The sequence below is a fragment of the Actinomycetota bacterium genome, from assembly GCA_035765775.1.
GTDB lineage: Bacteria > Actinomycetota > CADDZG01 > JAHWKV01 > JAOPZY01 > DASTWV01.
In genome coordinates, this window is sequence record DASTWV010000035.1 from 48,662 (window position 1) to 73,673 (window position 25,012).

Below are 25,012 nucleotides of genomic sequence, written 5' to 3' on the forward strand. Positions count from 1 at the left end.
TAGAACACCCCGATGTACGCAGAATCACGATCGGGCCTTCCCGACGCCTGGACAGGGACGTTGACTCACGATCGCGCGGGCCTGCGTGATTCTTAGTCGGAAATAACCCCCGTTGGCTCTGCTATCGCGGCGGGCGTGATCTGCTCGAGCGGCACCGCCTCCAGTTCGACCTCTGCGCCAGGTTCGGGCTGCACCGCAGTTACGTCCAGGGCCGAATTGAGCGAGGGCTCGATCCCAATGTCGCCTGCCTCGGCCTCGGGCTCAGGCAAAACCTCGACCGGCCCCGCCTCCGGCGGCGCCTCGGCCTCGGCCTCGGGCTCAGGCAAAGCCTCGACCGGCCCCGCCTCCGGCGGCGCCTCGGCGTCGGCCTCGGGCTCAGGCACAGCCTCGACCGGCCCCGCCTCCGGCGGCGCCTCGACCTCGGGCTCGGGTTCAGGCAAAACCTCGACCGGCCCCGCCTGCGGCGGCGCCTCGACCTCGGGCTCCGGCACAGCCTCGACCGGCCCCGCCTCCGGCGGCGCCTCGGTCTCGGCCGCGGGCGGCTCCAACACGAACGGCTTCAAGTCCAGCTCGTCCGCCAACGCCTCGTCCCCCAACTCGCCGTCCGCCCTGGCCCCGATCGCCTCGTCAGTCCCCAAAGCCCCGTCCGCCAGCGCCGGGGCCACGAGGTCCACCGGCAGCGTCACCGGGGGCGGCGCCCAGGTGCCGGCGTAGGCCGGGGCCTGCAGGTAGCGCTGGCGCACCGTCGCCAGCACCGCTTCCAGGAGGATCTCGTCGCCCCACCCGTACGCCATCGAGCCCGGCACCTTGCCCCGCACCATGCCCGCCAGCTGGGCGGACAGCGCCCCCCGGGCGCCCGGGTCGAGGGTGTAGCGCCGCTCCAGGAAGGACCGGATCAGGCCGTACTCCTGGTCGGTTAGGCCCGACGTGTCCAGCGGCAAGTCGGGGGCCGGACCGTAGGTGAGCATGACCGGCACCGGCTGCGCCTTCTTCGCCTCCCGGATGACCACCGTGCCGGCCGCCAGGTCGCCGATGCGCTGGTGCCGCCGGGTGAGGACCATGAAGATCGGGCCCAGCAGTGCCATGTCGATGGGCCGCAGCAGGTTGCGCACGAGGATGGAGACGAAGCCCGAGGGCTGCCCGCTCACCCGCACCACCCGCAGGCCGAGCGCCCGCTTGCCGATCGTCCGGCCGTTCCAGATCTCCTCGAACAGCGGGAAGTAGCCCCAGAACACCACGATGAAGCCGATGGCGAAGACGATTGCCTGCCCGGTGGCACTGCTGCCCAGCAGGCCGAACGCCGAGCCGATCCCGGTCAGGATGGCGAGGGCCACCCAGATGCCGATCTGCACCAGGAAATCGATGGCGTAGGCCCCCACCCGGGAGCCGAGCTCGGCGAGGTCGAGGTCGAGCGCCACCGCCTCGGGCGTGACGATGGAATTGGCGTCCGTGCTCATCCCGTGCTCATATGGGGTCCCCTACACTGAACTCGCACCTGCGCAATCGCCACCGAATCGCAACTGAATCGCACCGCACTGGAACGCCTTACCTACCCACAAGGGCCCACCCTTGGACATCGATTCCTTCATCCAGCATTATCGGCCCGAGTGGGACCGGCTTGAGCAGGCGTGCGCCAAGGGACGGGCCGGGCTCTCCCGGCTGAGCGGCCCGGAGATCGACGATGTCGTGCGCCTCTACCTCCGGGCATCGGCCCAGCTCGCCGAGGTCCGCACCCGCCACCGGGACCCGCGCCTCGAGGCCTACCTCAACCGGCTGGTGACCACGGCGCACAACGCGCTCTACGGGAGCAGGGTGACCAGCGTGCGGGACGCCCTCCGGCTCTTGGGCGTCCGCTACCAGGAGGCTGCCCGGCGCACGCTGCCCTACATCGTGGTGTGCGCGGTGATCACCGTTGTGCTCGCGGCGGCCACCCAGCTCTGGGTGGCGGGGTCCCGCTCGGTGCGGGCGGGCATCCTGCCCGGGGTCTCCCGCCAGGCCCTCCAGCACGGCCACCACGCCGTGAATCTCGGCGCCCCGGCCCCCGACATCTCGGGCTTCATCTTCGTGCACAACGTCCAGGTCGCGGTGCTCTCGTTCATCGTGGGCATCGCCCTGTGCGGCGTCACGCTCTACCTCGTGGCCCTGCAGGCGGTGAACCTGGGCACGCTGAGCGGGACCTTCCAGGCGCTGGGCTACTCGGGGCGGTTCTGGTCCCTGATCCTGCCCCACGGGCTCCTCGAGCTCTCCGCCATCTGCATCGCTGCGGGGGCCGGCCTGCGCATGGGGTGGGCGATCATCGCCCCCGGGGACCGTACCCGGGCCGATGCCCTCACCGCCGAGGCGCTCGACGCCGTCCTCGTGGTGCTGGGCGTCGTGCCCGCCTTCGCCCTGGCGGCGCTCATCGAAGGTTTCGTCACCCCCTCGGGCATCAACCCGGCGATCTCGATCACGCTCGGCGTGGTGGTGGCGACCGGCTACCTCACCCTGCTGTTCGGGACCCGGCGCCACAAGATCCGGCCCCCGGCCAGCGAGAAGGTGCCCGCGGTGGCTACGGCTACAGCCGGCCCCGGCTTTTGATGGTCAGGTACTGGTCGGCCAGCGCCCCGGCCAGCTCACCGGGCGGCTCGTCCACCACCGTGACCCCCAACATCCCCAGGCGGGTGGCGCTCGCCGCCCGGGCTGCCAGCGCCCCGGCAGCGGCTGCCTTGGCGTAGGCCTCCTCGCTGCCGGTGGGGACAGAGGTGGCGTCGGCCTCGACCGCCGGGTCGGATACCGCCGCCACCACCACCAGGTGGCGGGCCAGCAGCATCGGGAGCGCGGCAACGAGCCCTTCCATGGCGGCCGGGTCGGCGAGCTCGGTCAGCAGCACCAGCAGCGCCCGCCGCCGGTAGCGGGCCAGCAGGAGGCCGAACGCCCGGGAATAGTTCGGGGCGTCGAGCGTCGGGTGGATGTTGAACAGCACGTCGAGGATGCGGCGGGCCTGGCTGCGCCCGCTCCGGGGCCCGACGGTCACCCGCACGTCGCCGGCGAAGGCGGTCATGCCCACGTGGTCGCCCACCCGGCCCGCCAGCTCGGCCAGGGCGATGCCGGCGTCCAGGGCGTGCTCGAAGCGGGGGGCCCCGCCGACGGTGCCGGCCATCATCCGGCTGGTGTCCACCAACAGCAGCACCTGCTGGTTGCGCTCCTCCCGGTAGGTGTTGGAGATCGGCTTCGGCGCCCGGGCGGTGGCCCGCCAGTTGATGCGGCGGAACTCGTCGTCGGGGTGGTATTCGCGCAGGGCGTCGAACTCCCCGCCGCCCCCGCGCATCGCCGACGACCGCTCCCCAGACTGCAGCATCCGGGCACGGTCCAGGCGCAGCTCCACCTGCCTGCGGCCGGGCAGCGCCGGATAGCACTTGACCTCGTCCACCAGAGCCAGCGTCTGCTGCCGACCCCCCAGGCCGAGTGGTCCCGCGGTGCGGACGGTCAAGGGGCCGATGGGGATCACCCCCCGGCGGGTCGGGGCGATCTCCTCGTCGATCTCCGCCCACGAGCCGGGTTCCACCTCCAGCGTCTGGCGTGCCGGGCGCACCCCGGCCGAGGCTCCCGCCCCTTCCCGGGTGGCGATGCGCACTGGCCGGGTGGCGGGATTGTGGAGGCGGATCTGGGCCGTGCCGGGCCGGTCGAGGGAGACCACCGGGGGCACTGTGCGGGAAGCCTGCAGGGCGCCGGTGGCGGGGGCGAGCCACACGTCCACGCCCAGCGCCACCAGCACGAGGCCATTGACCACCACCAGGTCCGCCCAGCGCGGCCCGGGCAGCACCACCACGAGGGCGGAGGCGGCGAGCACCACGACCGGCACCCAGCGGCTGGCGTACATCCCCCGCCGGAACCGCCGGGGCCGCCGGGGCCGCTCTGGTGCGGGAGTGCTCACTTCGGGACCGGCACCCGCTGGGCGACGCCGTCGAGCACCGCGTCCGGCGTCGTACCCTCGATCTCCACCTCGGGCCGCACCATGATCCGGTGGCGCCAGGCAGGCTTGAGGAGGGCCTTGACGTCGTCCGGGGTGACGAACACCCGGCCCGCCAGGTAGGCCCAGGACTTGGTCACCGAGAGCAGCATGGCGGCGCCCCGGGGGCTGACCCCGAGGGCCAGCGACGGGCTCCGGCGGGTCTGGTCGGCCAGGGCCCAGATGTACTCGACGATCTCGTCGGACACCGTCACGCCGATGGCCGCCCGGGCGGCGGCGGCGAGCTCGGCGGCGCCGGCCACCGGCCGCACGCCCAGGGCGGCCAGGTCGTGGGGGTCCCGGCCCTGGTCGTGCATGCGCAGCACCTGCTTCTCGGCCTCGGGGGCGGGGTAGCCCACCCGCAGCTTGAGCAGGAAGCGGTCCAGCTGGGCCTCGGGCAGCGGGTAGGTGCCCTCGAACTCGACCGGGTTCTGCGTGGCCACCACCAGGAACGGGCTGGGCAGGGCGTGCGACTCGCCCTCGATCGACACCTGGCGCTCCTCCATCGCCTCCAGCAGGGCGGCCTGGGTCTTGGGCGGGGTGCGGTTGATCTCGTCGGCCAAGACGAGGTTGGCGAAGATCGGCCCGGCCCGGAAGCGGAAGGTGGCGGTCTGTGCCTCGTACACCGTGTTGCCGGTGACATCGGAGGGCATGAGGTCGGGCGTGAACTGGATGCGGCGCACGTCCAGGTCCAGGGATCGGCCGAGGGCCTTGACCAGCAAGGTCTTCGCCACGCCCGGCACGCCCTCGAGCACCACGTGCCCGCGGGCGAGCAGGGCGGCCAGCACCCCGACCGTCACCGAGTCCTGGCCTTTCACCGCCTTGGCCACCTCGGCCCGCACTGCGTTGAGCGCCTCCCGGGCATCCGCCACTGTCACGCCTCCTTGTCCCGCATAGTCACAGCCTCGGGTGCATCTTCACAGCACCGACTCCTCGACCCGGCGCCCCAGCTCCTCGAGGTCCCGCCCCAGGGCAATCAGCTCGGCGTCGTCGGACGGCGGCGGGCCGCCGAGTAACCGGCGCACCGTGTCGAGATCCATCCCGGCGGCCCCGCTCACCTGGGCGGCGAGCGCCTCGACGTCGGGCGCCCCCCGCCCGGCCCCGAACCGGCGCTGGATACGGCGCACCGTGAAGGACCTGAGGGTGTCGCCCGCGAAGCCGACCGCCCGGGAGGAGCGGTACAGGCGCCCCACCGCCTCCACCAGCTCACTGGCGGGCACCGGCGAGGGCAGCCGCTCCACCGCCGGCGCCCCGAAGCGTCGGGAGGACACCGCGGCGAAGGCGACGAGCGCCAGCACCACCTGGAACACCAGCGCCTTGGCCCACAGCGGGAGCAGGTGCCAGAGGCTGGGCGGCGGCGGGGCGCCCGGCGGGAAGGGCGGCCCGAACACGACCGGCCCGGGAGCCGATCCGAAGAGCTCGACGGCGAAGGCGGCGTTGCTGGCGTTGTCGAGCAGGGCGTTGGTGAAGGGCGAGAACCCGCCCAGGGCGATCAGGCGGCCCTGGCCGAGGGGCTGGGCCAGCTCGAAGGCGCCCCCGCTGATCGGGAAGCAGGCCACGGCCCCGGGTGCTGCTTCCAGGGCGAAATCGGCTGGGTCGACGGCGATCGACCGGATCCCGGCGGTCTCCGGCGTGATGCAGCCGGGGGCCACCTTGGGTGGCCCGAACGAGTAGTGGCCCACCCGGGCGGTGGGCCCGAGGCCGGCCTGGCCGAGGGTCGTGGACCCCGGGTCGGCGACCACCAGGGTCCCGCCGTCCTGCACCCAGCCGAGAAGATTGTGGGCCTGGGCGCCGGTGCGGAGGTCGGCGAGCAGCACGAAGATCCCGCCCCCCGCGGGCGGGCGATTGGCGGTGCGCACGGTCAGGCCCATGCCCGCCAGGAGCCGGCGCAGGGCCAGCGTGCCCTGGGGTCCCGAGTCCGCCGAGGGGCCGGGCCCGGCCAGCACCACGGCCCCCACCACGACGGCGGCGACCGCCACCCACCACCCCCAGCGCCGCGCCCCGTTCCTGGTCAGGCTCATGCCGCGCGCACCTGCTGGGTGGCCTCCCGGAGGGCCTCGACCTCCGACCGTTCGACGGGGGTGTGCCCGTAGATCGCCGACTCGAAGACCTGGGTGGCGCGGGCCACCGCCGGGAACAGGTCGGGCATGCCGCTGGACACCGCCCGCCGGCACTCCCCGGCGGTCAGGCTCTGGGCAGCCGGGACGACGCCCCGGGCGGCCAGCGCCGCCAGCAACGCCCGGTAGCGCGCCCGGACGGCCGCCTCCAGGTCCCCCCGGGCGAGCGCCTCGTCGGCCATGCGGTCCCAGTCCGGCTGCTTGCTGCGCCGGGTGCCCGGGAGCGGTACCGCCCGTTCCGGGACCACCATGCGTGCCCGCCGGATCAGGATCACCACGACCAGCCCGGCGACCAGCACGGCGATCAGCGCGAGCAGCCAGGAGGGCAGCGGGATAGCCGACACCAGCGACCCGATGCGCTCGAAGATGGTGAGCAGTACCACCCAGACGTCGTGGCGGACCCGGGCCCAGAAGCTGGGGCGGGTGGCGATGCCCCGGTAGGCGAGCGCCAACTCCCGGCTGAGTACTTTCGGGTTGGGCTGCTGGGCGGTGGCCGCCTGGCGGGCGGCGTCCTCCATGGCCGCCAGCTGGTCCGAGGCATCCCGGAAGTCCTGGGCGGTGCGCCCCGAGAGGTTCTTCAGCTCGGGGTCCCCGGCGACGCCCACCCTGTGGCCTCCGGTGGCCACCTGCAGCGGCAGCCCCAGCGTGTCCCGCACCGCGTCCATCGCTCCCCGGGAGGGGTGGGCGGCGGCGGCATCTGCCTGCTGGCGGGCGGAATCCAGCCGTAGCGTCCACGTGGCCAGCGAGATCACGGGCGGGGCGGCAGCCGCCGGTGCGCCGAGCAGCGCCCCGAGGGCACACAGGAGCCCGGCGATGCCGGCGGCGATCCGCCGGCTGGCCGGCTTAACCGCCGAGCTGCTGGGCGAGGATGGTGAGGTCAAAGCCTTCCTTGCGGATGCGGAGATCGAAGTAGAGCAGGACGAGGGCGATGGTGTGGAAGGGCGTCACCAGGATGACCCCGGCGGCGGCTCCTGCCCCGCTGATCACCCACCCGACCGGGCCTGCGAAGTGGGCGACGATCCCCGGGATGATGCTCACGATGCCGGCGACGATCTCCTCCAGGATCCCGACCAGCAGGCCGAGGCCCACCATGCGCCAGAAGTTGCCTCTGGACAAGTTCCAGGACCTGCGGAGGGCCCGGCCCGGCCCGGCCCCCTCGAGGATCACCGGCACGGGGGCAATGACCAGGCGCACGGCGAAGATGATGCCGGGCACGATGAGGAGGAAGAACCCTCCCAGCGACGCCAGGCCCACCAGGATCAGGGCTCCCAGGATGGGCCAGAAGCGCTTCATCGCCGCCCGGTAGATGTCGCGCACGCTGACCGGGCGGTTCAGGTACAGGTCGGCCGACGCCCTCGCCACCGCTGCGGTCAGGAAGGGCGTCACCACGATGTACTGGATGAGGATGAACGCGAACGTGATGCTCAGCACCGGGCCGAGGTTGGCGGCGGTGCTGTTGGACGTCTGCGGCGTGAAGGGGCTCAGGCTGACGCCCGTCGTGACGTAGTGCTGGAGCAGCAACGCCCGGAGGAACTCGAGCACGGCCAGCGGGATGGCCACGATCCGGATCAACATCCTCCAGTGCTGCCGGTAGAGCTTGATCGAGGCATCGACGATCTGGCCGACCCCCATCGGGTAGAGCGGCGGGATGCCGGGCGGCATCGCCGCACCCCACCCGTGCGGGGGCGGGCCCCATCCCGGGGGCGGAGGGCCCCACCCCGGAGGCGGTATTTGGCCCCAGCCTGGCGGCGGGCCATATCCCGGTGACGGCGGCCCGTATCCGGGAGGAGGCGGATACCCGGGAGGGGGCGGATACCCGGCATGCGGTGGGCCCCAACCTGGTGGCGGCGGGCCCCACCCGGGGGGCGGTCCCGGCTGACCCGGCGGAGGCCACGCCGGTGCTTCTCCCGGTGACGGGTACGGCTGGTGGCCCGGGGCGGGAGGCGCCGGCGCCAACGGTGTTGGCGATGCCCCCCCTTCGCCCCACCCCGGGGGCAGCGCCCCACCGGGGTCCGTTGCCGGCGGTACAGGAGGCGGCGGCGTGGTCGCCTCGGTCAGGCTCGCCCACCGGGCGGCCCAATCGAAGTCCTGGCGCCCGGGGGGCTGCTCGGGGCCCTGTTCCGGGGGCCGTTCTGGAGGCGCGGCGTCGGGCCCGTGCGCCTCTCCGCCGTCATCTGGTCCGCTCACGTCCGCCCCACCCGGTTCTCACCCATGACGCTGATTACGCACATCACGCAAACCGTTGCCCGGTGGCCGAGCCTACCGGTTCCACCCGCCGCCCGCAGTCACTCGACCAGCCGGACGCCCAGGACGGCCGGATCGGCCGGGTCGAAGGTCCAGCCCAGTGAGCACGACCAGTGCGCCAGCAGGCAGCGCTGGCACCCCGGGCATGGAACCGCGCACCAAAACCCCGGTATCCCACGGCATATGTTGCGCGGAAAGCGAAGACATGCGAGCCACCCTGGCGTTTCCTCGGACCGACCCCTGTACTCGAGGTCCAACCGGCGGCGCTACCCCCCGGCCACCTGCGGCTCGTTGGCCGCCTGCAGCACGGCGTTCAGCGGCTGGAGGTCGAAAATCCCCGCGAGGTTGGCGGTCTTGATCAGCCCAAGCTTCTGGGCCTTGGTGGCGTCGGTCTGGATCGCCGTGGTGTTGGGATCGTCGGTGAAGCTCAGGTGGCTCCAGGCGAGGTCGGACTCGCTCTGGTTGATCGTCTGCCCGGTGGTGGTCTTGATGGCTGCCGCCGCGTCGGTCTCGTTCTGGGGGGTCTGGATCTTGACCCGGTCGTTGGCCACCACCTGGCCGATCAGCAGGTTGCTGATGGTGTCCGGGTACTGGTTGATGTACGAGGTGCGGGCCACCAGGACGGCGGTCGGGTAGGTGGTCGTTGGCCAGAGCGGCGACTGGCCCTCGTCCACGAAGACCGTGGCGCCGTGCTCGATCTGCATCCGGCTGGCCCACTCCTCGTCCACCCAGGCGCCGGTCAGGCCGTGGCCGTACTGCGCCACGATGCTTGACATCGGCTCATAGACGATGTTCACCCCGCCCGTGCCCACCTTGACTCCGCCATCGGCCAGGTAGGTGCGCAGCGCGACGTCGTCCGAGGTTCCTTGCTCGGGCACCGCGATCTTGGCGCCCCGCAGGTTCGTGGCCACCTTCTGGGCGAAGTAGGTGGTCATGAGGTAGGAGCCGCCCGAGGTTGCCCCCGAGATGATCTTGATCCCGCCGCCGGTCGCTTCGAAGGCGGCGATCGCCGAGTTCGGGTCCAGGTAGCCGGCATCCAGTGACCCGGACTGGAGGGCACTCACCTCGGTAGCCGCGGTGGCGTAGGTGCTGGGCTGCAGGGCCGTGTGACCCTCGGTGGAGATCCCCTGGTTGAAGATGCCGTCCTGCATGCCGATCAGCGCCGTGGCCTGGATCAGGGACGGGTTGTACCCGAGGCGCAGCACCGATGCTGTCCCGTTGCTGCCGCTCGGCCCGCCGGACGAGGCACCGGGATGGCTCGGACTCTTGCTCGTGCACGCGGCGAGCAGCACCGCCACGCAGGCAAGCAGGGTCATTGTGCGGAACGGGCGCGGGGTCATCGGCGGGCTCTCACAGGTAGGTATCGGCACGGCGCTTTAACCGGCCACATTCTTGCTGGTCGGACGCATACCCGGTGGCACCCGGCGGGGTGCGAGCTGCGGATCCGTCACGCCAGCGGCAACAGCCGGCGGGTGGCGGGCCCGACCGCCACCGCCAGCATGGGGCTGAGGCCCGGGGCGCCCACGTGCGCCAAGAACTCGCTGACCTCGTCGTCATAGAACGTCAGCCCGGTGGCGCCCAGCCCGTGCCGGGAGGCCGCCAGGTAGATCCGGCCCCCGACGATCCCCGCCTCCAGTTGCGCCACCCGGTACCCTCGATCGCCCAACGCCCCCAGCATCGCCGGCAGGTCGGCCATGAGGAAGTGGGTGGCGGCGGCATCGCGGCCGAGGCGCTGCTCCAGGCACAGGAAGCCCGCCGCTCGGGCGAAGTCGCCCAGGTCCAGCATCCGCAGGTCCCCGTCGTAGGCGTAGGCCCCGGGGTCGAGCAGCTCCACCCGGTTGGCGATGAAGTAGGGGACCACTCGCCGTTCGCCCGCCGGGGTCAGGTCGGTGGGGATCCCGCCCGTGGCCGCCGCCAGGATGTCGGCCAGCATCCCGAGCGGGACGGGCAACCGGTCAAAGGACCGGGCCGAGCCCCGCCGGCGGATGGCCCGCTCCAGGCTTATCCCGCGGCCGCCGCCCGGCTCCCTCCCCGGCTCACCACCCGGCTCCCTTCCGGCCACTGCCCGACGCCCCCCGCCTGCCCGCCACCGAGCCACCTCATCGCCCGCCAAGCCCCCGGAAGCTTGGGCCGCCAGGATCTCCGGCTGGTCGATCTCCTCCCCGGACAGGGGAGCCCAGGCGGCACGCAGGGGCGGAACGGGGCCGGCCGGCGGCGCCGGTGCCCCCGCCCCGACCGCGAGCACCGCCAGTGGCACCTCCCGGGTCCCGTCGAGGCCCAGGAGATCGCTGACGGCACCGTCGTCGAAGCCCAGCACCACCCGGGCCGTCACCCCCGCCGCCGAGGAGATCGCCAGCAGGTTCGCCAGGATCATCCCGGCGTCCCAGTACAGGTGACGGAATCCCCGGGGGCCGTACTTCCATGCGGTCCGCCAGGGCATGCCGGTGAGCGCCAGCACCACGGGGGCCTCCCCCACCGCTGGCTCCCCCGCCGTGGCCGCCGCCAGGGTGCCCCGCCAGTCGCCCTCCCCGAGCCGGACCAGGGCCCGGCGGCGGGGGTGGTAGTGGAAGAGCCCGGGTGGAAGGCCCGCCACCCCGCCCACGGCGGCGTAGATCTCCACCGGGTACAGCCCACCCGCCGAGGCGTAGGTGCGGAACTCGATGGTCTCCGTGCCGGGCACCGCCCGCTTCCGCAGGACCCCGGCTCCCAGATTCAGCAGCCGGCCGAGGAATCCGCTCTTCAGGAAGCCACCCTCCACGGGGCCCGGCCCCGACGGCGGTGGCGGCCATGCCAGCGGGTACTCCGCCAGGCCGGGCTCGTAGTCCTTGTAAGGGGCCGGCTTGTTGGCCCAGTCCAGGCGGCGCCGGGACCGGCGGACGCTCTCCGGCGAATGCTTCGACGCCTCGTGGTACTCCAGGATTCCCAACGCCAGCAGGCTCAGTCGATCCGCAATCCCCGGCCCAGCCCCGCCCAGGACACGCAGCCCACCTCGGCGAAGGTGATGAGGTCGGGGTGCGCCGGGATCACCCGGAGGGCGTAGCCGTAGCGGCCGGGGTGCTCGCAGGTGAAGGACCCCTCGTAGGCCCAGGTGCCTTCGTCGGTCCGGGCCCCACCACCGACCACCGCCAGCACCGGCGTCACCACCATGGTCTCGATGATCTCGGACTGCAGCTCGTCGGTGCCATCCAGGGGCCCGTGGACCAGCTGCACGGCGACGTCGTCGGGCGAGAGTGACCCCAGGTGGACCCGGGCCCGCACGGACACCGGCGCCCCCAGGGCTGGGCCGGGTGCCTCCTCGTCCACCTCCTCCTCGATGCCGATCTGGTCCCAATCCCGTAGCACCCGGGCCTTCCACGCCGCCAGCGCCCGGCCCCGCTCGTACCCGTTCTCCGCCAGGGCTTCGCTCCTCCGGGAGGCGGGCTCGTAGGCCCAGGCGACGTACTCCCGCACCATGCGGGAGGCGCTGACCTTGGGGCCGAGGGCCTTGAGCGACGACCGGATCCGCCGCACCCAGCCCCGGGGCACCGAGCGGGCCTTGCGGTCGTAGAACAGCGGGACGATCCGGCGCTCCAGCACGTCGAACAGGTTGGAGGCCTCCACCTGGTCCCGGCGGGCCAGGTCCTCGTAGCCTTCCACCGAGAGGATGGCCCAGCCGTTGGTCCCGTCGTACATCTCGTCCCACCAGCCGTCGAGGATCGAGCAGTTGAGCACGCCGTTGAGAGCCGCCTTCTCGCCGCTGGTCCCCGATGCCTCCAGAGGCCGCCGGGGCGTGTTCAGCCACAGGTCGACGCCCTGGCAGAGCACCTTGGCCATGGAGATGTCGTAGTCCTCCAGGAAAGCGATCCGCCGGCGCACCTCGGGGTCCTGGGCGAAGTTGAAGATCGCCCGGATCATCTGCTTGCCGGGCTCGTCGGCGGGGTGCGCCTTGCCGGCGAACAGGATCTGGACCGGGCGGTCGGGGTGGTTCAGGAGCGCCTTCAGCCGCTCGGGCTGGCTGAGCAGCAGCGTCGGCCGCTTGTAGCCGGCGAAGCGCCGGGAGAAGCCGATGGTGAGCACGCCGGGGTCGAAGACGTCGTCGCACCAGGCGAGGTCGCCCGGGCTGATCCCCTGGGCGAGGCGGGCGGAGCGCAGCCGGGCGCGCACGAAGCCCACCAGCCGCTCCCGGCACTGCTCCCGGATACGCCAGATGTCCTCGTCCGAGGCGTCGTCCAGGCGGGCCCAGCGCTCCGGCCCCCCGTCCCACCACTCGGGCAGCACGTAGCGGTCCAGCAGCGTGCTCATCTCCTTGGAGACCCAGGTGGGGGCGTGGATGCCGTTGGTGATCGAGTGGATGGGGATCTCGTCGAAGGAGACGTCGGGCCACAGGTGCTGGAACATCCTGCGGCTGGTCTGCCCGTGCAGCTTGGCGACCCCGTTGCAGTACCCCGAGAGCCGGAAGGACAGCACCGCCATGTTGAAGACGTCGTCCGAGCCGCCCGGCTCCCGGCCCAGCTCCATCACCTGGGAGAACGGGACGCCGCACTCCTGCGCCCAGGCGCTGAAGTAGCGCTCGATGAGGTACCGGGGGAAGCGGTCGATGCCGGCGGGCACCGGCGTATGGGTGGTGAAGACCGCCCCGGATCGGACGACCTCCACCGCCTCGGGGAACGCGAGGCCCTCGTCCAGGATCAGGCTGCGGAGCCGCTCCAGGGCCAGGAACCCGGCATGGCCCTCGTTGATGTGGAAGACCTGGGGCGCTTCGCCCACCACCTGCAGCGCCCGGACGCCGCCGATGCCCAGCAGGATCTCCTGCTGGAGGCGGTGCTCCTCGCCGCCGCCGTACAGGTTGTCGGTGATGCTGCGGGCCTCCTCGTCGTTCTCGTCGATGGCGGTGTCCAGGAGGTAGAGCGGGACCCGGCCCACGTGGGCCTTGACCACCCGGGCCCCCACCGCCAGGCCGCCCAGGTCCACCGTGACCCGGCCGACGATCTGCAGGCCCAGCTCCTCGGGGTCGAGCGTCGGGTAGCGCTCGATCTGCCAGCCGTCCACATTGAGCTCCTGGCGGAAGTAGCCCTTCCGGTAGAACAGGCCGACGCCCACCAGGGGCAGGCCCAGGCTCCCGGCGGCCTTGACGTGGTCGCCGGCCAGCACGCCCAGGCCGCCCGAGTACTGCGGCAGGGCGGCGGCGATGCCGAACTCGGGTGAGAAGTACGCCACCGACCGCAGGGCCAGGTCCGGGCGCTCGCTGAACCACCGGGGGCGCTCCAGGTGGTGCATGAGGTCGTCGTGCACCTCCTGCAGGAACGTGAGGAAGCTCCGGTCCCGGGCGAGGGCCTCCAGGCGGTCCTGGTCGATCATCCCCAGCAGCCGGGTGGGGTCCTGCCCCGCCGCCTCCCACTTCGCCTGGTCCGCCCACCGGAACAGGTCCTGGGAGCGGGCATCCCACGACCAGCGCAGGTTCATGGCGATGTCCCGCAGCCCCGCCAGGGCAGGGGGCAGATCGGCACGGACGGTGAAGCTGCGAAGGGCTCTAGCCATGGTTTCGTAACCTAACCTTCGGTGCGGGGCCGGTGTGGACTCGGCGACCCGGTCGTCGTCAGGCTGTCCAGTGCCGGAGTTTATCCAAACCGCTTGGCGGCCATCGGTTTCCCGCGGGTTTCAGCGAGTTTCCAGGTAGCGCAGCAGCATGAGCGAGTAGCTCAACAAGTTGAGCGCCGGCGTCTTCACCGGCCGGGACGGGCCGGGGTGGTTCGTGTTCAGGAGCTCTTCCCAGATGCCCTGGGTGGGCAGCTTCGGGAGGACGAAGTAGCGGGTCCGGGCGCCCCCGTTCATGAGCAGGAAGATGGTGTCGCCGTAGACCGGCCGGCCGCGCTCATCGACGTCGTCGCTCGCCTGGCCCCGGATCAGCATGCCCAGGACCTGGTTGTCCTCGGTGGCCCAGTCGGCGATGGTCATCTCCTGGCCGTCCGGGCGGATCCACGTGAGGTCCTTGGTGCGTGCCCCGGCGTGCGACCGGGGCCCCGCTTTCGGGTGCGGCGACCCGGTGAAGAACGTGCGCCGGCGCAGCACGGGGTTGGCCCGCAGCCGCTCGATCGCCTGGGCGGTCAAGGCCATGAGCCGGCGGTCCTCCGGGCTGAGGTCCCAGTTCACCCAGCCGGTGGGATTGTCCTGGCAGTAGGCGTTGTTGTTCCCCCTCTGGGAGTTGCCCATCTCGTCGCCCGCCAGCAGCATCGGCACCCCCTGCGACAGCAGCAGGGTGGCCATCAGGTTGCGGCGCATGCGGTCCCGCATCCGGTTGGTCCACGCCGAGGCCGTCGGCCCCTCGGCCCCCCAGTTGCGGCTCAGGTTGTGGTCGCTGCCGTCCCGGTTCTCCTCGCCGTTGGCCTCGTTGTGCTTGTGCTCGTAGGACACCAGGTCGGCCAGGGTGAAGCCGTCGTGGGCGGTGATGAAGTTGATGCTGGCGTAGGTTCCCCGCCCGCTGGCGGCGAAGACGTCGCTCGAGCCCGCCAGCCGGGAGGCCAGTTCGGGCACAACCCCCTTGTCCCCCCGCCAGAACCGCCGGATGCAGTCCCGGTACTTGCCGTTCCACTCCGCCCACCCGGCGGGGAACCCGCCCAGGCGGTAGCCGTCGGCCCCCAGGTCCCAGGGCTCGGCGATCAGCTTCACCTTCGACAGCACCGGGTCCTGGCCTACGGCGGTGTAGAAGACCCCCGCCATGTCCACCCCGCCGTTGGCCCGCGCCAGCGCCGGGGCGAGGTCGAAGCGGAACCCGTCGACGTGCATCTCCTCCACCCAGTACCGCAGGCTGTCGCAGATGAGCTGCACCACCCGGGGATGGGAGGCGTTCAGCGTGTTTCCCGTGCCGGTGACATCTGCCGAGCGCCGCCGGTCCTCGGGGTTCAGCCGGTAGTAGTCGAGGTTGTCCACCCCCCGGAAGCACAGCGTCGGCCCCCGCTCGCTGCCCTCGCCGGTGTGGTTGTACACCACGTCGAGGAGCACCTCGATCCCGGCCCGGTGCAGCGCCCGCACCATGGACTTGAACTCATAGACCTGGCGGCCGGGCTGGCTGGCATAGCGCACCTCAGGGGCGAAGAAGGCGATGGTGTTGTAGCCCCAGTACTCGCTCAGGCGCAGCTTCGCCAGGTGCCAGCCGGTCACCGCCTGGTGGACCGGGAGCAGCTCGACGGCGGTCACGCCCAGCTCCTTCAGGTGGTCGATGACCGGCTCCGACCCCATCCCCAGGTAGGTCCCCCGCAGCTCCGGCGCCAGGCCGGGGTGGGCGGCCGTCAGGCCTTTGACATGGCACTCGTAGATGACGGTGCGGTTCCAGGGCGTCCGGGGCGCCCGATCGTTGCCCCAGGAGAAGGCCGGGTCCACCACGACCGACTTGGGCAGGCGCGGGGCGCTGTCCGTGGTGCTGCACGACAGGTCCTCGTCCGGGTCGCCCAGCACGTAGCCGAAACAGTCCGCCGACAGCTGGATCGGGCCGCTGAGCGAGCGGGCGTAGGGATCGAGCAGCAGCTTGTTGGGGTTGAAACGCAGCCCCTCGGCCGGGGCGTAGTGACCGTGGACCCGGAAGCCGTAGAGCTGACCAGGCCGGACGTCGGGCAGGTAGCCGTGCCACACGAAGTCGGTGCGCTCGGTCAGGCGGACCCGCTCCTCGCCCACGATCGGGTGGGCCCCGGCGGGGCCGGCAGGGTCGGGGAACAGGCAGAGCTCGACCGCGTGGGCATGCGGGGACCAGAGGGCGAAGTTCACACCCTCCCCGTCCCACGTGGCTCCCAACGGGGAGGGCGTTCCGGGCCAGACCCTGAGCTCGGTCCGGCGGGCGGGCGGTTCACGAGACACGTCGGGCCACACGATCCCGGGCGGCGCCCCGGCCTGTCAACCCGGCCGCATCCCCGCTGGGCCTTTACCGGGGCGGGCGAGATGTCCGAGCCCAAATAAGGTATTGACTTCTATTCGATTCCGAGTAATCTCTAGGCATGGCACCGCCACGACGCTCCAACCCACTCGCCCTGGCGGTGCTCGCCTGCCTCCAGGAACGGCCGATGCACCCCTACGAGGTGGCCCAGACGTTGCGGGTCCGGGCCAAGCACGAGAGCGTGAAGCTCAACTACGGGTCGCTGTACTCGGTGGTGGAGTCGCTCGAGAAGCGGGGCCTCATCCATGCCACCGAGACCATCCGGGACGGGCGGCGCCCGGAGCGCACGGTCTACGAGGTCACCGACTCCGGGCGGCGGGAGTTCGACGACTGGCTCACCGACCTCGTCGCCCGGCCCGCCAAGGAGTACCTCCAGTTCGAGGCTGCCCTGTCGTTCATCGGCGGGCTCACCCCCGAGGATGCCCTGGTCGCCCTGCAGGAGCGCTGCACCGCCCTGCAGTTCTGGATGACCGCCATGCGGGCGGTGCTGCAGGAGATGGAGGCCAGCGGGCTGCCCCGGATCCACGGTCTTGAGGCGGAGTACATGATCACCCTGTACGAGGCCGAGCTCGACTGGGTCCGGCTCCTGGTGAAGGACATCGAGTCCGGGTCGCTGGACGGCCTGGACCAGTGGCACGAGTGGCATGGCCGCAGCAGCCGGCCCCGCTTCCCACCCGAGGCCCTTCTGGCCGATGAATTCCCGACCGCTCCGTCGTCATAAACCGCAGTCGCCGAACGTCAACCACAAGGAACCGTGCCCTCACCGCATGACCGAATGGAGGAAGGAGGCACCGTGAGCCCGATCACCGAAGCCCCGATCATCGAAGCCGCCGGCCTGACCAAGGCCTACGGCACGACCCAGGCCCTCGCCGGGCTGGACCTGGTCGCCGAGCCGGGCCAGGTGCTGGCGGTCCTGGGCCCGAACGGGGCAGGCAAGACCACGTTCATCCGCTCGGTGGCCACCCTGGTGCGGCCCGACGGCGGCACCCTGCGGGTGGCCGGCCACGACGTCTTCAAGGAGCCCGAGTACGTGCGCTCGATGGTGGGCCTGGCCGGCCAGTACGCCGCCGTCGAGCCCACGATGACCGGGCGGGAGAACCTGCGGATGGTGGCCCGGTTGTTCGGCCAGTCCCGCTCCCAGGCCCTGGCGAGCACCGACTCCGTCCTTGAGCAGATGGGCCTGACCGATGCAGCCGACCGCCTGGTCCGCACGTACTCCGGGGGCATGCGGCGCAAGCTCGACCTGGGTGCCAGCCTCGTGGGCGTCCCCCGGCTGCTCCTCCTCGACGAGCCCACCACCGGGCTCGACCCCCGGGCGCGCATCGACCTGTGGGAGGCCATCCGCCGCCTGGTCGAGCAGGGCACCGATGTGCTGCTCACCACCCAGTACCTGGACGAGGCCGACCACCTGGCCAGCCGCATCGTCATCATCGACCACGGCAAGGCGGTCGCCGCCGGCACCCCCAGCGAGCTGAAGCAGCGGGCGGGCCGCAGCGTGGTGGAGGTCCACGTCCGGGACGCCGCCGACCTGCCCGGCGTCGCCGCCGCCATGGCCACCCTGAGCAACGGGGAGCCCGCCATCGACGAGGCCACCCGTCGGGTGAGCGTCAGCGTGGCGGCCGGCACCGACCAGCTGATCGCCGACCTGCCCAAGCTCTACGCCGTCGGCGGGGCGCTGGAGGACATCGCCGTGCGCCACCCGAAGCTGGACGAGGTGTTCCTCGCCCTCACCGGCCAGACCCTGGACAACCCCGCTGCCAACGGCAACGGCAAGGGGCGCAGCGGGGGAGGCCGGGGCGGCCGGGGCGGCAGGCGCAAGGCCCGCCGCGCCGAGCATGCCGCCTGACCCGCCGACCCGCCCCCACCCCTCTGGCGTTATTACGGAAGGAGCGTAACGAAATGGCTATTCGAGCTGCAACGCCGGACCTCGTACGCCCGGCCTCGGTGCCCTCGGCCCACCAGGCGGGCCTCGGGGTCAGCACGCTGGAGATCGCCCGCCGGGGCATCCTGAAGTTCCTCCGCACCCCGCAGCTGGTCGTGGTCGGCACGCTGCAGGGGGCGATGTTCCTCCTGTTGTTCCGCTACGTCTTCGGCGGCGCCATCTCGGCCGGCGGCCTCAGCTACGTCGACTTCCTGGTGCCCGGCTTTATCGCCACCTCGGTGCTGTTCGGGGGCATGGGCTCGGCGGCGGCGGTGGCCGAGGACCTGCAGCAGGGCTTCGTGGACCGGCTCCGCTCCCTGCCGATCCCCCGCTCCGCCGCCCTCACCGGCCGGGTGCTTGCCGACCTCGGCATCCTGGCGTGGAGCCTGGTGATCACCACCGTCATCGGCTTCCTGGTGGGCTTCCGCCTGCACGGCTCGGTGCCCGCGGCCGTGGGGGCCCTCGGGCTGTGCCTGATCTTCGGGATCGCCTTCGACTGGCTGTTCATCGCCCTGGGCATGATCTCGGGCACGCCGCAGGCCGCCCAGGGGATCGGGTTCATGGTGTTCCCGTTCACCTTCGTCTCCAGCGCCTACGTGCCGGTGTCCTCGATGCCCGGCTGGATGCAGAGCTTCGCCGCCAACCAGCCGATCACGATGATGGTGGACGCCGTGCGGGCACTGACCCTCGGCTCGGGGGCGAAGGCTGCCCTCGGCCACCCGACCGGCTACTTCGTGGTGCGGGCGCTGATCTGGTCGGCCGCCCTCGTGGTCGCCTTCGCCCCGCTGGCGGTGGCCAGGTACCGCAAGGCGTAGCGCCTTGGCACTGTCATACACGATAAGCTTTTTGTATGACGATGCTCAGCTTCAGGATCGACGATGCCGATGCCGAGGCTGTCCGGACGTGGTCCGAGCGCCTCGGCATCGATCGTTCCGAGCTCGTCCGGGAGGCGGTCCGACGGCATCTGCTCCGCCTCGCCGCCGAGCAGGATGCCGCCCGCTGGGAGGCTCGGCCCCTGGAGGACGGGGAGCGGGCCCTCGCCAGCGTGGCCGAGTGGGGTCCCGCCGAGGATTGGTCGGACTGGCCCGGGGACGCCCATGCAGCGGGGTGAGATCTGGTTCGCCGCCACCCCCGGCGGCGATCGCCCGGTACTGGTGTTGACCCGGGACCCGGTCGCCGACCGTATCGGCGCCGTTGTCGTCGCAGCCCTGACCCGGACCGAGCGGGGCCTGGTCTCCGAGCTTCGCCTGACACCCGCCCTCGACCAGGTGCCCACCGAGTGCGTCGTGAACTTCGACAACCTGCACACCCTGCCGCGGCAGGTGTTCCGGCGGAAGGTGACCGCCCTTTCCGCCTCCCGCCTGGCCGAGGCCTGCCGGGTGCTCGCCGCCGCGACCGACTGCTGAGGCCACGGCCGGGGCGGTCGGTCGAAGCCCCGGACCGGAGCTCCCGCCACCGGACCCACCGGACTGGTCCGGTACAGGTTCTGCGCAACCAAAGCCGTGCATTCCAGGGCAAATGTTGCGCGGAACGGCGGCGAGGGCCATCCGGCGGCGCGCCTGCGCCCGACCCGGGCAGGCTCGGTGCACGCCCGGAGTTGTATCCCCGGCCCACTTTGTGCTTCTAGTACGCGGGTGCGCGGAGGGGAAAGGCCGCGCCGAGCGGGAGGGGGGCACCATGGGGAATGGGCAGGGCAGGGCCGCCGTCACGACCATCCGGCAGGGGCTGGGGGAGCGCTTCCCTCATCCCGCCCGCACCGGCCTGGCGCTGTTCGCCGCCGTGGCCCTCGTCCTCACCGCCTGCGGTAAGAAGGCCAGCTCGACGAACACCGGTACGGACTACACCGGCAAGACCATCAAGCTCGGCGCCGTGCTGTCGCTCACCGGGGCGGGGTCGATCTACGGCCCGCAGCAGAAGAACGGCATCATGCTCGCCGAGGAGCAGTTGAACGCCTCCAAGGTCAACGGCGGCCAGATCAGCGTCGACATCCGGGACGACGCCTCGGACAAGGACCAGGGCGCCCAGCAGTTCCAGGAGCTGATCCAGCAGGGCCAGGTGGACGGCATCATCGGCCCGACGCTGTCCAACACCGCGGTCGGCGCCCACCCGGTGGCCGACGCCGCCATGACCCCGGTGATCGCCCCCTCGAACACCGGCAACGGCATCGTGGGCAACTGCCCCTACGACTGCAAGTGGATCTTCCGCGACAGCCTCGGTGAGGCAGCCGCCATCCCGGCCAACCTCAAGGTCTTCATCCAGCAGCACTCGCCGCACACTGTCGCCCTCGCCTTCACCAACGACGACAAGTTCTCCTCGGACGGCGCCGGGATCTTCAGGGCCGCCTTCACCGCCGACGGGATCAAAGAGGTCGCCGCGGAGTCGTTCCCCAAGGCCACCACCGACTTCTCCACCTACGTCACCGACATGGTGGGCAAGAAGCCCGACTTCGTGGTCATCTCCGGCGTTGGCGCCGTGCCGCCGAAGCTCATCGTCGAGCTCCGCACCCAGCACTACACCGGCCCGATCCTGGGCGGCAACGGCTTCAACTCGTCGTCGGTGTCCGCCCAGGCCGGGGCAGGCGGGCTCGGCGCCCAGTCGGGCAGTGCCTGGTTCCTCGGGACCACCACCACCGTGAACACCGCCTTCGTCAACGCCTACAAGGCCAAGTACAACGCCAACCCCGACCAGTTCGCCGCCCAGGCCTACACCGCCGTCGAGCTGTTCGCCGCCGCCGCCAAGAAGGCCAGCCTGAAGTTCACCAGCGTGGCGGCTGACCGCAGCGCCCTCAAGAACGCCCTGGGGAGCGTCTCGCTGGACACCCCGCTCGGGCCGTTCAGCTTCACGTCCGACCACGACGTGCACCAGCCGATCTACGTCGTGGCCATGGACGGCAAGGGCGGCTTCACCCTGGTGTCCACCGTGCAGCCCTCGTAGCCCCCGGTGCTGGTCGCCGCCTCGGCGCACACCTGGGTCTCGCAGGCACTGAACGGGATCTTCGCGGGCAGCATCTACGCGCTGTTCGCGGCGGGCTACACCCTGGTGTTCGGGGTGCTCGACATCCTGAACCTCGCCCATTCGGCGGTGTTCATGGTGGGGGCGGTGCTGGCGTACACGTTCGCGGTCACCTTCGGCCTGCCGTTCGTCCTGGCCCTGGTTGCCGCCACCCTGGCGTGTGCCGCCATCGGGTTCGGGATCGACCGGGTGGCCCTGCGCCCGCTCCGGGCGCGGGGGGCTCCGCCCCTGAGCGCCCTGCTCACCACCCTCGGGCTCTCGCTGGTGTTCATCAACCTGGCCGAGGTGCGTTTCGGCGCCAACTCCCGGGCCCTCCCGGCCACCGTGGCGCTGTCCGGGTCGTTCTCTCTGGGCGGCATCGTGATACCGGATGCCAAGGTCGCCACGCTGATCCTCAGCATCGCCCTGGCCGGTGGCCTGGAGGTCCTGGTGCGCCGCTCCCGGGCGGGCCGGGCCGTGCGGGCGGTGGCCGAGAACCCCCGGGCCGCCCAGCTCATGGGCATCGACGTCGATGCGGTGATCGCCTGGACGCTCGTCATCTCCTCGGCGCTCGGGGCGCTGGCGGGCATCCTGTACGGGCTCACCCAGCACGACATCAACCCGTTCATGGGGCGGGACCAGATCGAGCTGAAGGGCCTCGCCGTCATCGTGCTCGGGACGATGGGGTCGGTCCGGGGGGCGGTGGTCGCCGGCTACCTGCTCGGCCTCGCCGAGGTCGCCGCCCTCGTCATCTTCGGCTCCAGCGTGTCGTTCGGGGTTGCGTTCGCCGCCCTCTTCCTGGCCCTGATCGCCTTCCCCAACGGTCTGTTCCGGGGCCAGGCCCTGCGGCGGGTCTGACCCCCCCGGGGGCCACGGGCGTGCAGTTCTTCATCCAGCTCTTCACCGACCCCGTGGGCTTCTACCAGGCCCACCAGCTGCTGCTCGGCCAGATCGGGATCAACGCCCTGCTGACCCTGTCGATGTACCTCACCCTGCGGGCGGGCATGCTCACGCTGGCCAACGTCGGCTTCATGGCGGTGGGGGCCTACACCTCGGTGCTCCTGCACCTCAACGCCCATGTGGCGGTGCTGCCCGCCCTGGTCGCCGGCGCGCTGGCGGCCGGCCTGGTGGCGATCCCGATCGGCGTCCCGACGCTGCGCCTCTCGGGCATCTACCTCGCCATCGCCACCCTCGGCTTCGGCCAGGTGGTGGTGGCGGCCATCCTCAACATCCCGGCCACCGGCCAGGGCCAAGGCCTCACCATCCCGGACGCCAGCCTCTCGACGCTGCCCACGTTCATCTCGCTGGCGGTGGTCACGGCGCTCTGCTGGCGGCTGTGGCAGACGAGGCTGGGCACGGCCTGGGACGCCATCCGGGAGGACCCCCTGGCCGCCGAGGCCCAGGGCATCGACGTCGCCCGCTACCGGCTCCTTGCCTTTGTGCTCGGGGCGGTGCTCGCCGGGTACGCCGGGGCGCTGGAGGCCCGGACCAACTTCTTCATCGACACCTCGCTGTACACCTTCCAGCGGGTGGTGGGCGTCCTGGTGTTCGCCACCCTGGGCGGCATCGGGCACGTGGCCGGGCCGATCCTGGGCGCCGGCCTGCTCACCACGGTCCCCGAGGTGACCCGCTTCGCCCAGCTCTACCGGGACGCGGTGTACGGCGCCCTGTTGCTGCTGCTGACGATCTTCCGCCCCGCCGGCCTCATCACGGGCCGCCGCCGCTCCGGCGTCGGTCACCTGCTCCGCCGGGCAGTCGGCCGCCGGGAGCGGGTGTGAGCCTCCTCGAGGCCGCCGGCGTCGCCCGCCACTTCGGCGGCGTCAAGGCGGTGGACGGCGTGGACCTCAGCGTCGAGGAGGGCGACTTCTACGGGCTGATCGGCCCCAACGGGTCGGGCAAGACCACCCTGGTGGACCTCGTCAGCCGCTTTCAGCGGGCCGACGCCGGGAGGATCGCCTTCGCCGGCCAGGATGTGACCGCCTGGCCCTCCCACCGCCTGGCCCGGACCGGCGTCGCCCGCACCTTCCAGCGGGTGCGGTTGTTCGGCGGCCTCAGCGTCCTGGAGAACGTGCTGGCGGGCATGCAGCAGCGGCCCGGCCCGGGGACGATCGCCGAGTTCCTCGCCATGCCTGCCGCCCGTTCCGACCGTGCCGCCCGGGTGGAGGAGGCGCGGGCCCTGCTGGCGAGGGTCGGCCTGCCCGGCGCCGGGGACCGGACCGCCGGCGAGCTGGCGTACGGGCAGCAGCGCCGATTGGAGCTCGCCCGGGCACTGGCCCTGCACCCCCGGCTGCTGATCCTCGACGAGCCCGCCGCCGGCATGAACGAAGCCGAGATGGCCGACCTCGGTGTCCTGTTCGCCGAGCTGCACGCCGGGGGCCTGACCGTCGTTCTGGTCGAGCACCACCTGCGCCTCATCCTCGACGTGTGCACCAAGGTGGCGGTCCTCAACTACGGCCGCAAGATCGCCGACGGCACCCCGACCGAGGTGCTGCGGGACGAGGCGGTGGCCGAAGCCTATTTGGGCACGAGTGCGGTGGGGGAGTAGGTGGCCCTCCTTGAGGTGGGGCGCCTGGCGGTGTCCTACGGCGCCGTGCAGGCGGTGGTCGATGCCTCCTTGACCGTCGACGCCGGGGAGGTGGTAGCGGTGATCGGGGCCAACGGCGCCGGCAAGTCCACGATGTTGTCGTGCCTCAGCGGCCTGGTGCGGCCCCGCTCGGGCAGCGCCTTGTTTGCGGGCCGGGATCTGGCCCGTCTCAAGCCCCCGGCCATCGTGGCCGCCGGCCTGGTCCAGGTCCCCGAGGGCCGGGAGGTGTTCGCCCGGATGACGGTGCGGGAGAACCTCGACCTGGGCGGCTGGCGCCGCCGGGACCGGTCGGCGCTCGCCCGGGAGCTGGACGAGGCCCTGGGGCGGTTCCCCATCCTCGGCCGGCGCCGGGACGAGCTGGCGGGCAACCTGTCGGGCGGCGAGCAGCAGGTGCTGGCCCTGGCCCGAGGCCTGCTGGCGAAGCCCCGACTCCTGTTGCTGGACGAGCCCTCCCTGGGCCTGGCGCCGATCCTGGTCGAGGAGGTGTTCGGCCTGGTGGCGGGGATCCGCAGCGACGAGACCTCGGTGCTGCTGGTGGAGCAGAACGCTCGCCAGGCCCTGGCCCGGGCGGACCGGGCGTACGTGATGGAGTCCGGCCGGACGACCCTCAGCGGCTCAGGCGCGGAGTTGCTCGACAACGCCGAGGTGCGGACCGCCTACCTTGGGTTGTGACCCTCACCTCACCCGAGACAGGAGGACGTGCCATGGAAGTGCAAAAGAGACCCCCGACCACCAAGGGACCCGCCGCCTGGTTCACCGGCGATGTGTGGATCGACCCCATCGCCCAGGGCCAGGCACCGGATCCCATGGGCGTGGCGGCCATCCACTTCTCGCCGGGCGCCCGCACGGCTTGGCACCGCCACGCCATCGGCCAGAGCCTGTACGTGACGGAGGGGGAGGGCCGGGTGCAGTCCCGGGGCGGGCCGGCCGCGACGATCCGGCCGGGCGACGTCGTGCGGACCCCGGGCGGCGAGTGGCACTGGCACGGGGCGGCGCCGGACCACTTCATGACCCACCTCTCGATGGCCGAAGGCGAGGCCGAGTGGGGGGAGCACGTCAGTGACGAGGAATATTCCGGGGGCTGACATCCGGACCCGAACAGCGGGTCATCATCCGTACGACGACCGGGATCCGGCCCAGATCGGCGTCTTGCATGAGGTCCCACCCCCCCCGGCTCCGACGGCCGGGGCGCCGGGCTGGTGGAAATCGGACATCGCCACGCCTCCGCCGGCATAGTTGGTGGAGTGGTACATCCCCTGGCTGT

General features: G+C 71.9%; 22 protein-coding genes. 12 read left to right on the forward strand and 10 right to left on the reverse strand.

Annotated elements, in window-relative coordinates:
• Positions 1–92 precede the first annotated feature (92 nt).
• Entirely contained in the window at positions 93–1,457 is a 1,365-nt protein-coding gene (locus VFW71_07685; protein HEU5002642.1) for an RDD family protein, read from the reverse strand.
• Between the two features lie 112 nt (positions 1,458–1,569).
• Here VFW71_07685 and VFW71_07690 point away from each other — a divergent pair, with 112 nt between their 5' ends.
• A complete protein-coding gene (locus VFW71_07690; protein ID HEU5002643.1) occupies positions 1,570–2,577 on the forward strand; it encodes a stage II sporulation protein M in 1,008 nt (335 codons plus the stop codon).
• Here the strand turns inward: VFW71_07690 and VFW71_07695 are convergent.
• From VFW71_07695 to glgX, 9 genes are all read right to left on the reverse strand, one after another.
• A complete protein-coding gene (locus VFW71_07695; protein ID HEU5002644.1) occupies positions 2,555–3,913 on the reverse strand; it encodes a DUF58 domain-containing protein in 1,359 nt (452 codons plus the stop codon). The two genes, VFW71_07690 and VFW71_07695, sit on opposite strands and share 23 nt — an antisense overlap.
• Positions 3,910–4,866: a MoxR family ATPase gene (locus tag VFW71_07700; protein HEU5002645.1), complete on the reverse strand. Its 957-nt coding sequence runs from the start codon at positions 4,864–4,866 to the stop codon at positions 3,910–3,912. The genes VFW71_07695 and VFW71_07700 overlap by 4 nt, the downstream gene beginning before the upstream one ends.
• A gap of 39 nt (positions 4,867–4,905) precedes the next feature.
• Positions 4,906–6,009 (reverse strand): DUF4350 domain-containing protein, encoded by a 1,104-nt coding sequence (locus VFW71_07705; protein ID HEU5002646.1) that lies wholly within the window; start codon positions 6,007–6,009, stop codon positions 4,906–4,908.
• Positions 6,006–6,986 carry a DUF4129 domain-containing protein gene (locus VFW71_07710; GenBank protein ID HEU5002647.1) on the reverse strand — a complete coding sequence of 327 codons (981 nt, stop codon included), beginning with the start codon at positions 6,984–6,986 and terminating at the stop codon, positions 6,006–6,008. The genes VFW71_07705 and VFW71_07710 overlap by 4 nt, the downstream gene beginning before the upstream one ends.
• A complete protein-coding gene (locus tag VFW71_07715) occupies positions 6,949–7,767 on the reverse strand; it encodes a hypothetical protein (protein ID HEU5002648.1) in 819 nt (272 codons plus the stop codon). The genes VFW71_07710 and VFW71_07715 overlap by 38 nt, the downstream gene beginning before the upstream one ends.
• Positions 7,768–8,615: 848 nt before the next feature.
• Positions 8,616–9,689, reverse strand: a complete 1,074-nt coding sequence (locus VFW71_07720) for an ABC transporter substrate-binding protein (protein ID HEU5002649.1) — start codon at positions 9,687–9,689, stop codon at positions 8,616–8,618.
• A 107-nt stretch (positions 9,690–9,796) separates the two neighbouring features.
• The gene (locus VFW71_07725) at positions 9,797–11,275 is read right to left on the reverse strand and encodes a SagB/ThcOx family dehydrogenase (GenBank protein HEU5002650.1); all 1,479 of its coding nucleotides are present in this window, start codon (positions 11,273–11,275) and stop codon (positions 9,797–9,799) included.
• Between the two features lie 11 nt (positions 11,276–11,286).
• A complete protein-coding gene (glgP, locus tag VFW71_07730) occupies positions 11,287–13,866 on the reverse strand; it encodes an alpha-glucan family phosphorylase (GenBank protein HEU5002651.1) in 2,580 nt (859 codons plus the stop codon).
• A 120-nt stretch (positions 13,867–13,986) separates the two neighbouring features.
• Positions 13,987–16,188, reverse strand: a complete 2,202-nt coding sequence (glgX, locus tag VFW71_07735) for a glycogen debranching protein GlgX (protein HEU5002652.1) — start codon at positions 16,186–16,188, stop codon at positions 13,987–13,989.
• A gap of 125 nt (positions 16,189–16,313) precedes the next feature.
• Between glgX and VFW71_07740 the strand changes: the two genes are divergently transcribed.
• The 11 genes from VFW71_07740 to VFW71_07790 all read left to right on the forward strand — a co-directional run bounded on the left by VFW71_07740 (position 16,314) and on the right by VFW71_07790 (position 24,833).
• Positions 16,314–16,973: a PadR family transcriptional regulator gene (locus VFW71_07740; GenBank protein HEU5002653.1), complete on the forward strand. Its 660-nt coding sequence runs from the start codon at positions 16,314–16,316 to the stop codon at positions 16,971–16,973.
• A gap of 72 nt (positions 16,974–17,045) precedes the next feature.
• The gene (locus tag VFW71_07745) at positions 17,046–18,098 is read left to right on the forward strand and encodes an ATP-binding cassette domain-containing protein (GenBank protein HEU5002654.1); all 1,053 of its coding nucleotides are present in this window, start codon (positions 17,046–17,048) and stop codon (positions 18,096–18,098) included.
• Positions 18,099–18,151: 53 nt separating this feature from the next.
• On the forward strand, positions 18,152–18,988 hold the full coding sequence (locus VFW71_07750; protein HEU5002655.1) for an ABC transporter permease: 837 nt from the start codon (positions 18,152–18,154) through the stop codon (positions 18,986–18,988).
• A 35-nt stretch (positions 18,989–19,023) separates the two neighbouring features.
• Positions 19,024–19,284 (forward strand): ribbon-helix-helix protein, CopG family, encoded by a 261-nt coding sequence (locus tag VFW71_07755; GenBank protein ID HEU5002656.1) that lies wholly within the window; start codon positions 19,024–19,026, stop codon positions 19,282–19,284.
• Positions 19,271–19,579 (forward strand): type II toxin-antitoxin system PemK/MazF family toxin, encoded by a 309-nt coding sequence (locus tag VFW71_07760; GenBank protein ID HEU5002657.1) that lies wholly within the window; start codon positions 19,271–19,273, stop codon positions 19,577–19,579. The genes VFW71_07755 and VFW71_07760 overlap by 14 nt, the downstream gene beginning before the upstream one ends.
• Positions 19,580–19,850: 271 nt before the next feature.
• The gene (locus VFW71_07765; GenBank protein ID HEU5002658.1) at positions 19,851–21,107 is read left to right on the forward strand and encodes an ABC transporter substrate-binding protein; all 1,257 of its coding nucleotides are present in this window, start codon (positions 19,851–19,853) and stop codon (positions 21,105–21,107) included.
• Between the two features lie 6 nt (positions 21,108–21,113).
• A complete protein-coding gene (locus tag VFW71_07770) occupies positions 21,114–22,022 on the forward strand; it encodes a branched-chain amino acid ABC transporter permease (GenBank protein HEU5002659.1) in 909 nt (302 codons plus the stop codon).
• Positions 22,023–22,042: 20 nt separating this feature from the next.
• Positions 22,043–22,942 (forward strand): branched-chain amino acid ABC transporter permease, encoded by a 900-nt coding sequence (locus VFW71_07775; protein HEU5002660.1) that lies wholly within the window; start codon positions 22,043–22,045, stop codon positions 22,940–22,942.
• The gene (locus VFW71_07780) at positions 22,939–23,709 is read left to right on the forward strand and encodes an ABC transporter ATP-binding protein (protein ID HEU5002661.1); all 771 of its coding nucleotides are present in this window, start codon (positions 22,939–22,941) and stop codon (positions 23,707–23,709) included. Before VFW71_07775 ends, VFW71_07780 begins: the two co-directional genes overlap by 4 nt.
• Positions 23,710–24,420 (forward strand): ABC transporter ATP-binding protein, encoded by a 711-nt coding sequence (locus VFW71_07785; GenBank protein HEU5002662.1) that lies wholly within the window; start codon positions 23,710–23,712, stop codon positions 24,418–24,420. It abuts the gene before it with no gap.
• A gap of 32 nt (positions 24,421–24,452) precedes the next feature.
• Positions 24,453–24,833, forward strand: coding sequence for a cupin domain-containing protein (locus tag VFW71_07790; GenBank protein HEU5002663.1), 381 nt, complete (start codon positions 24,453–24,455; stop codon positions 24,831–24,833).
• Positions 24,834–25,012 lie beyond the last annotated feature (179 nt).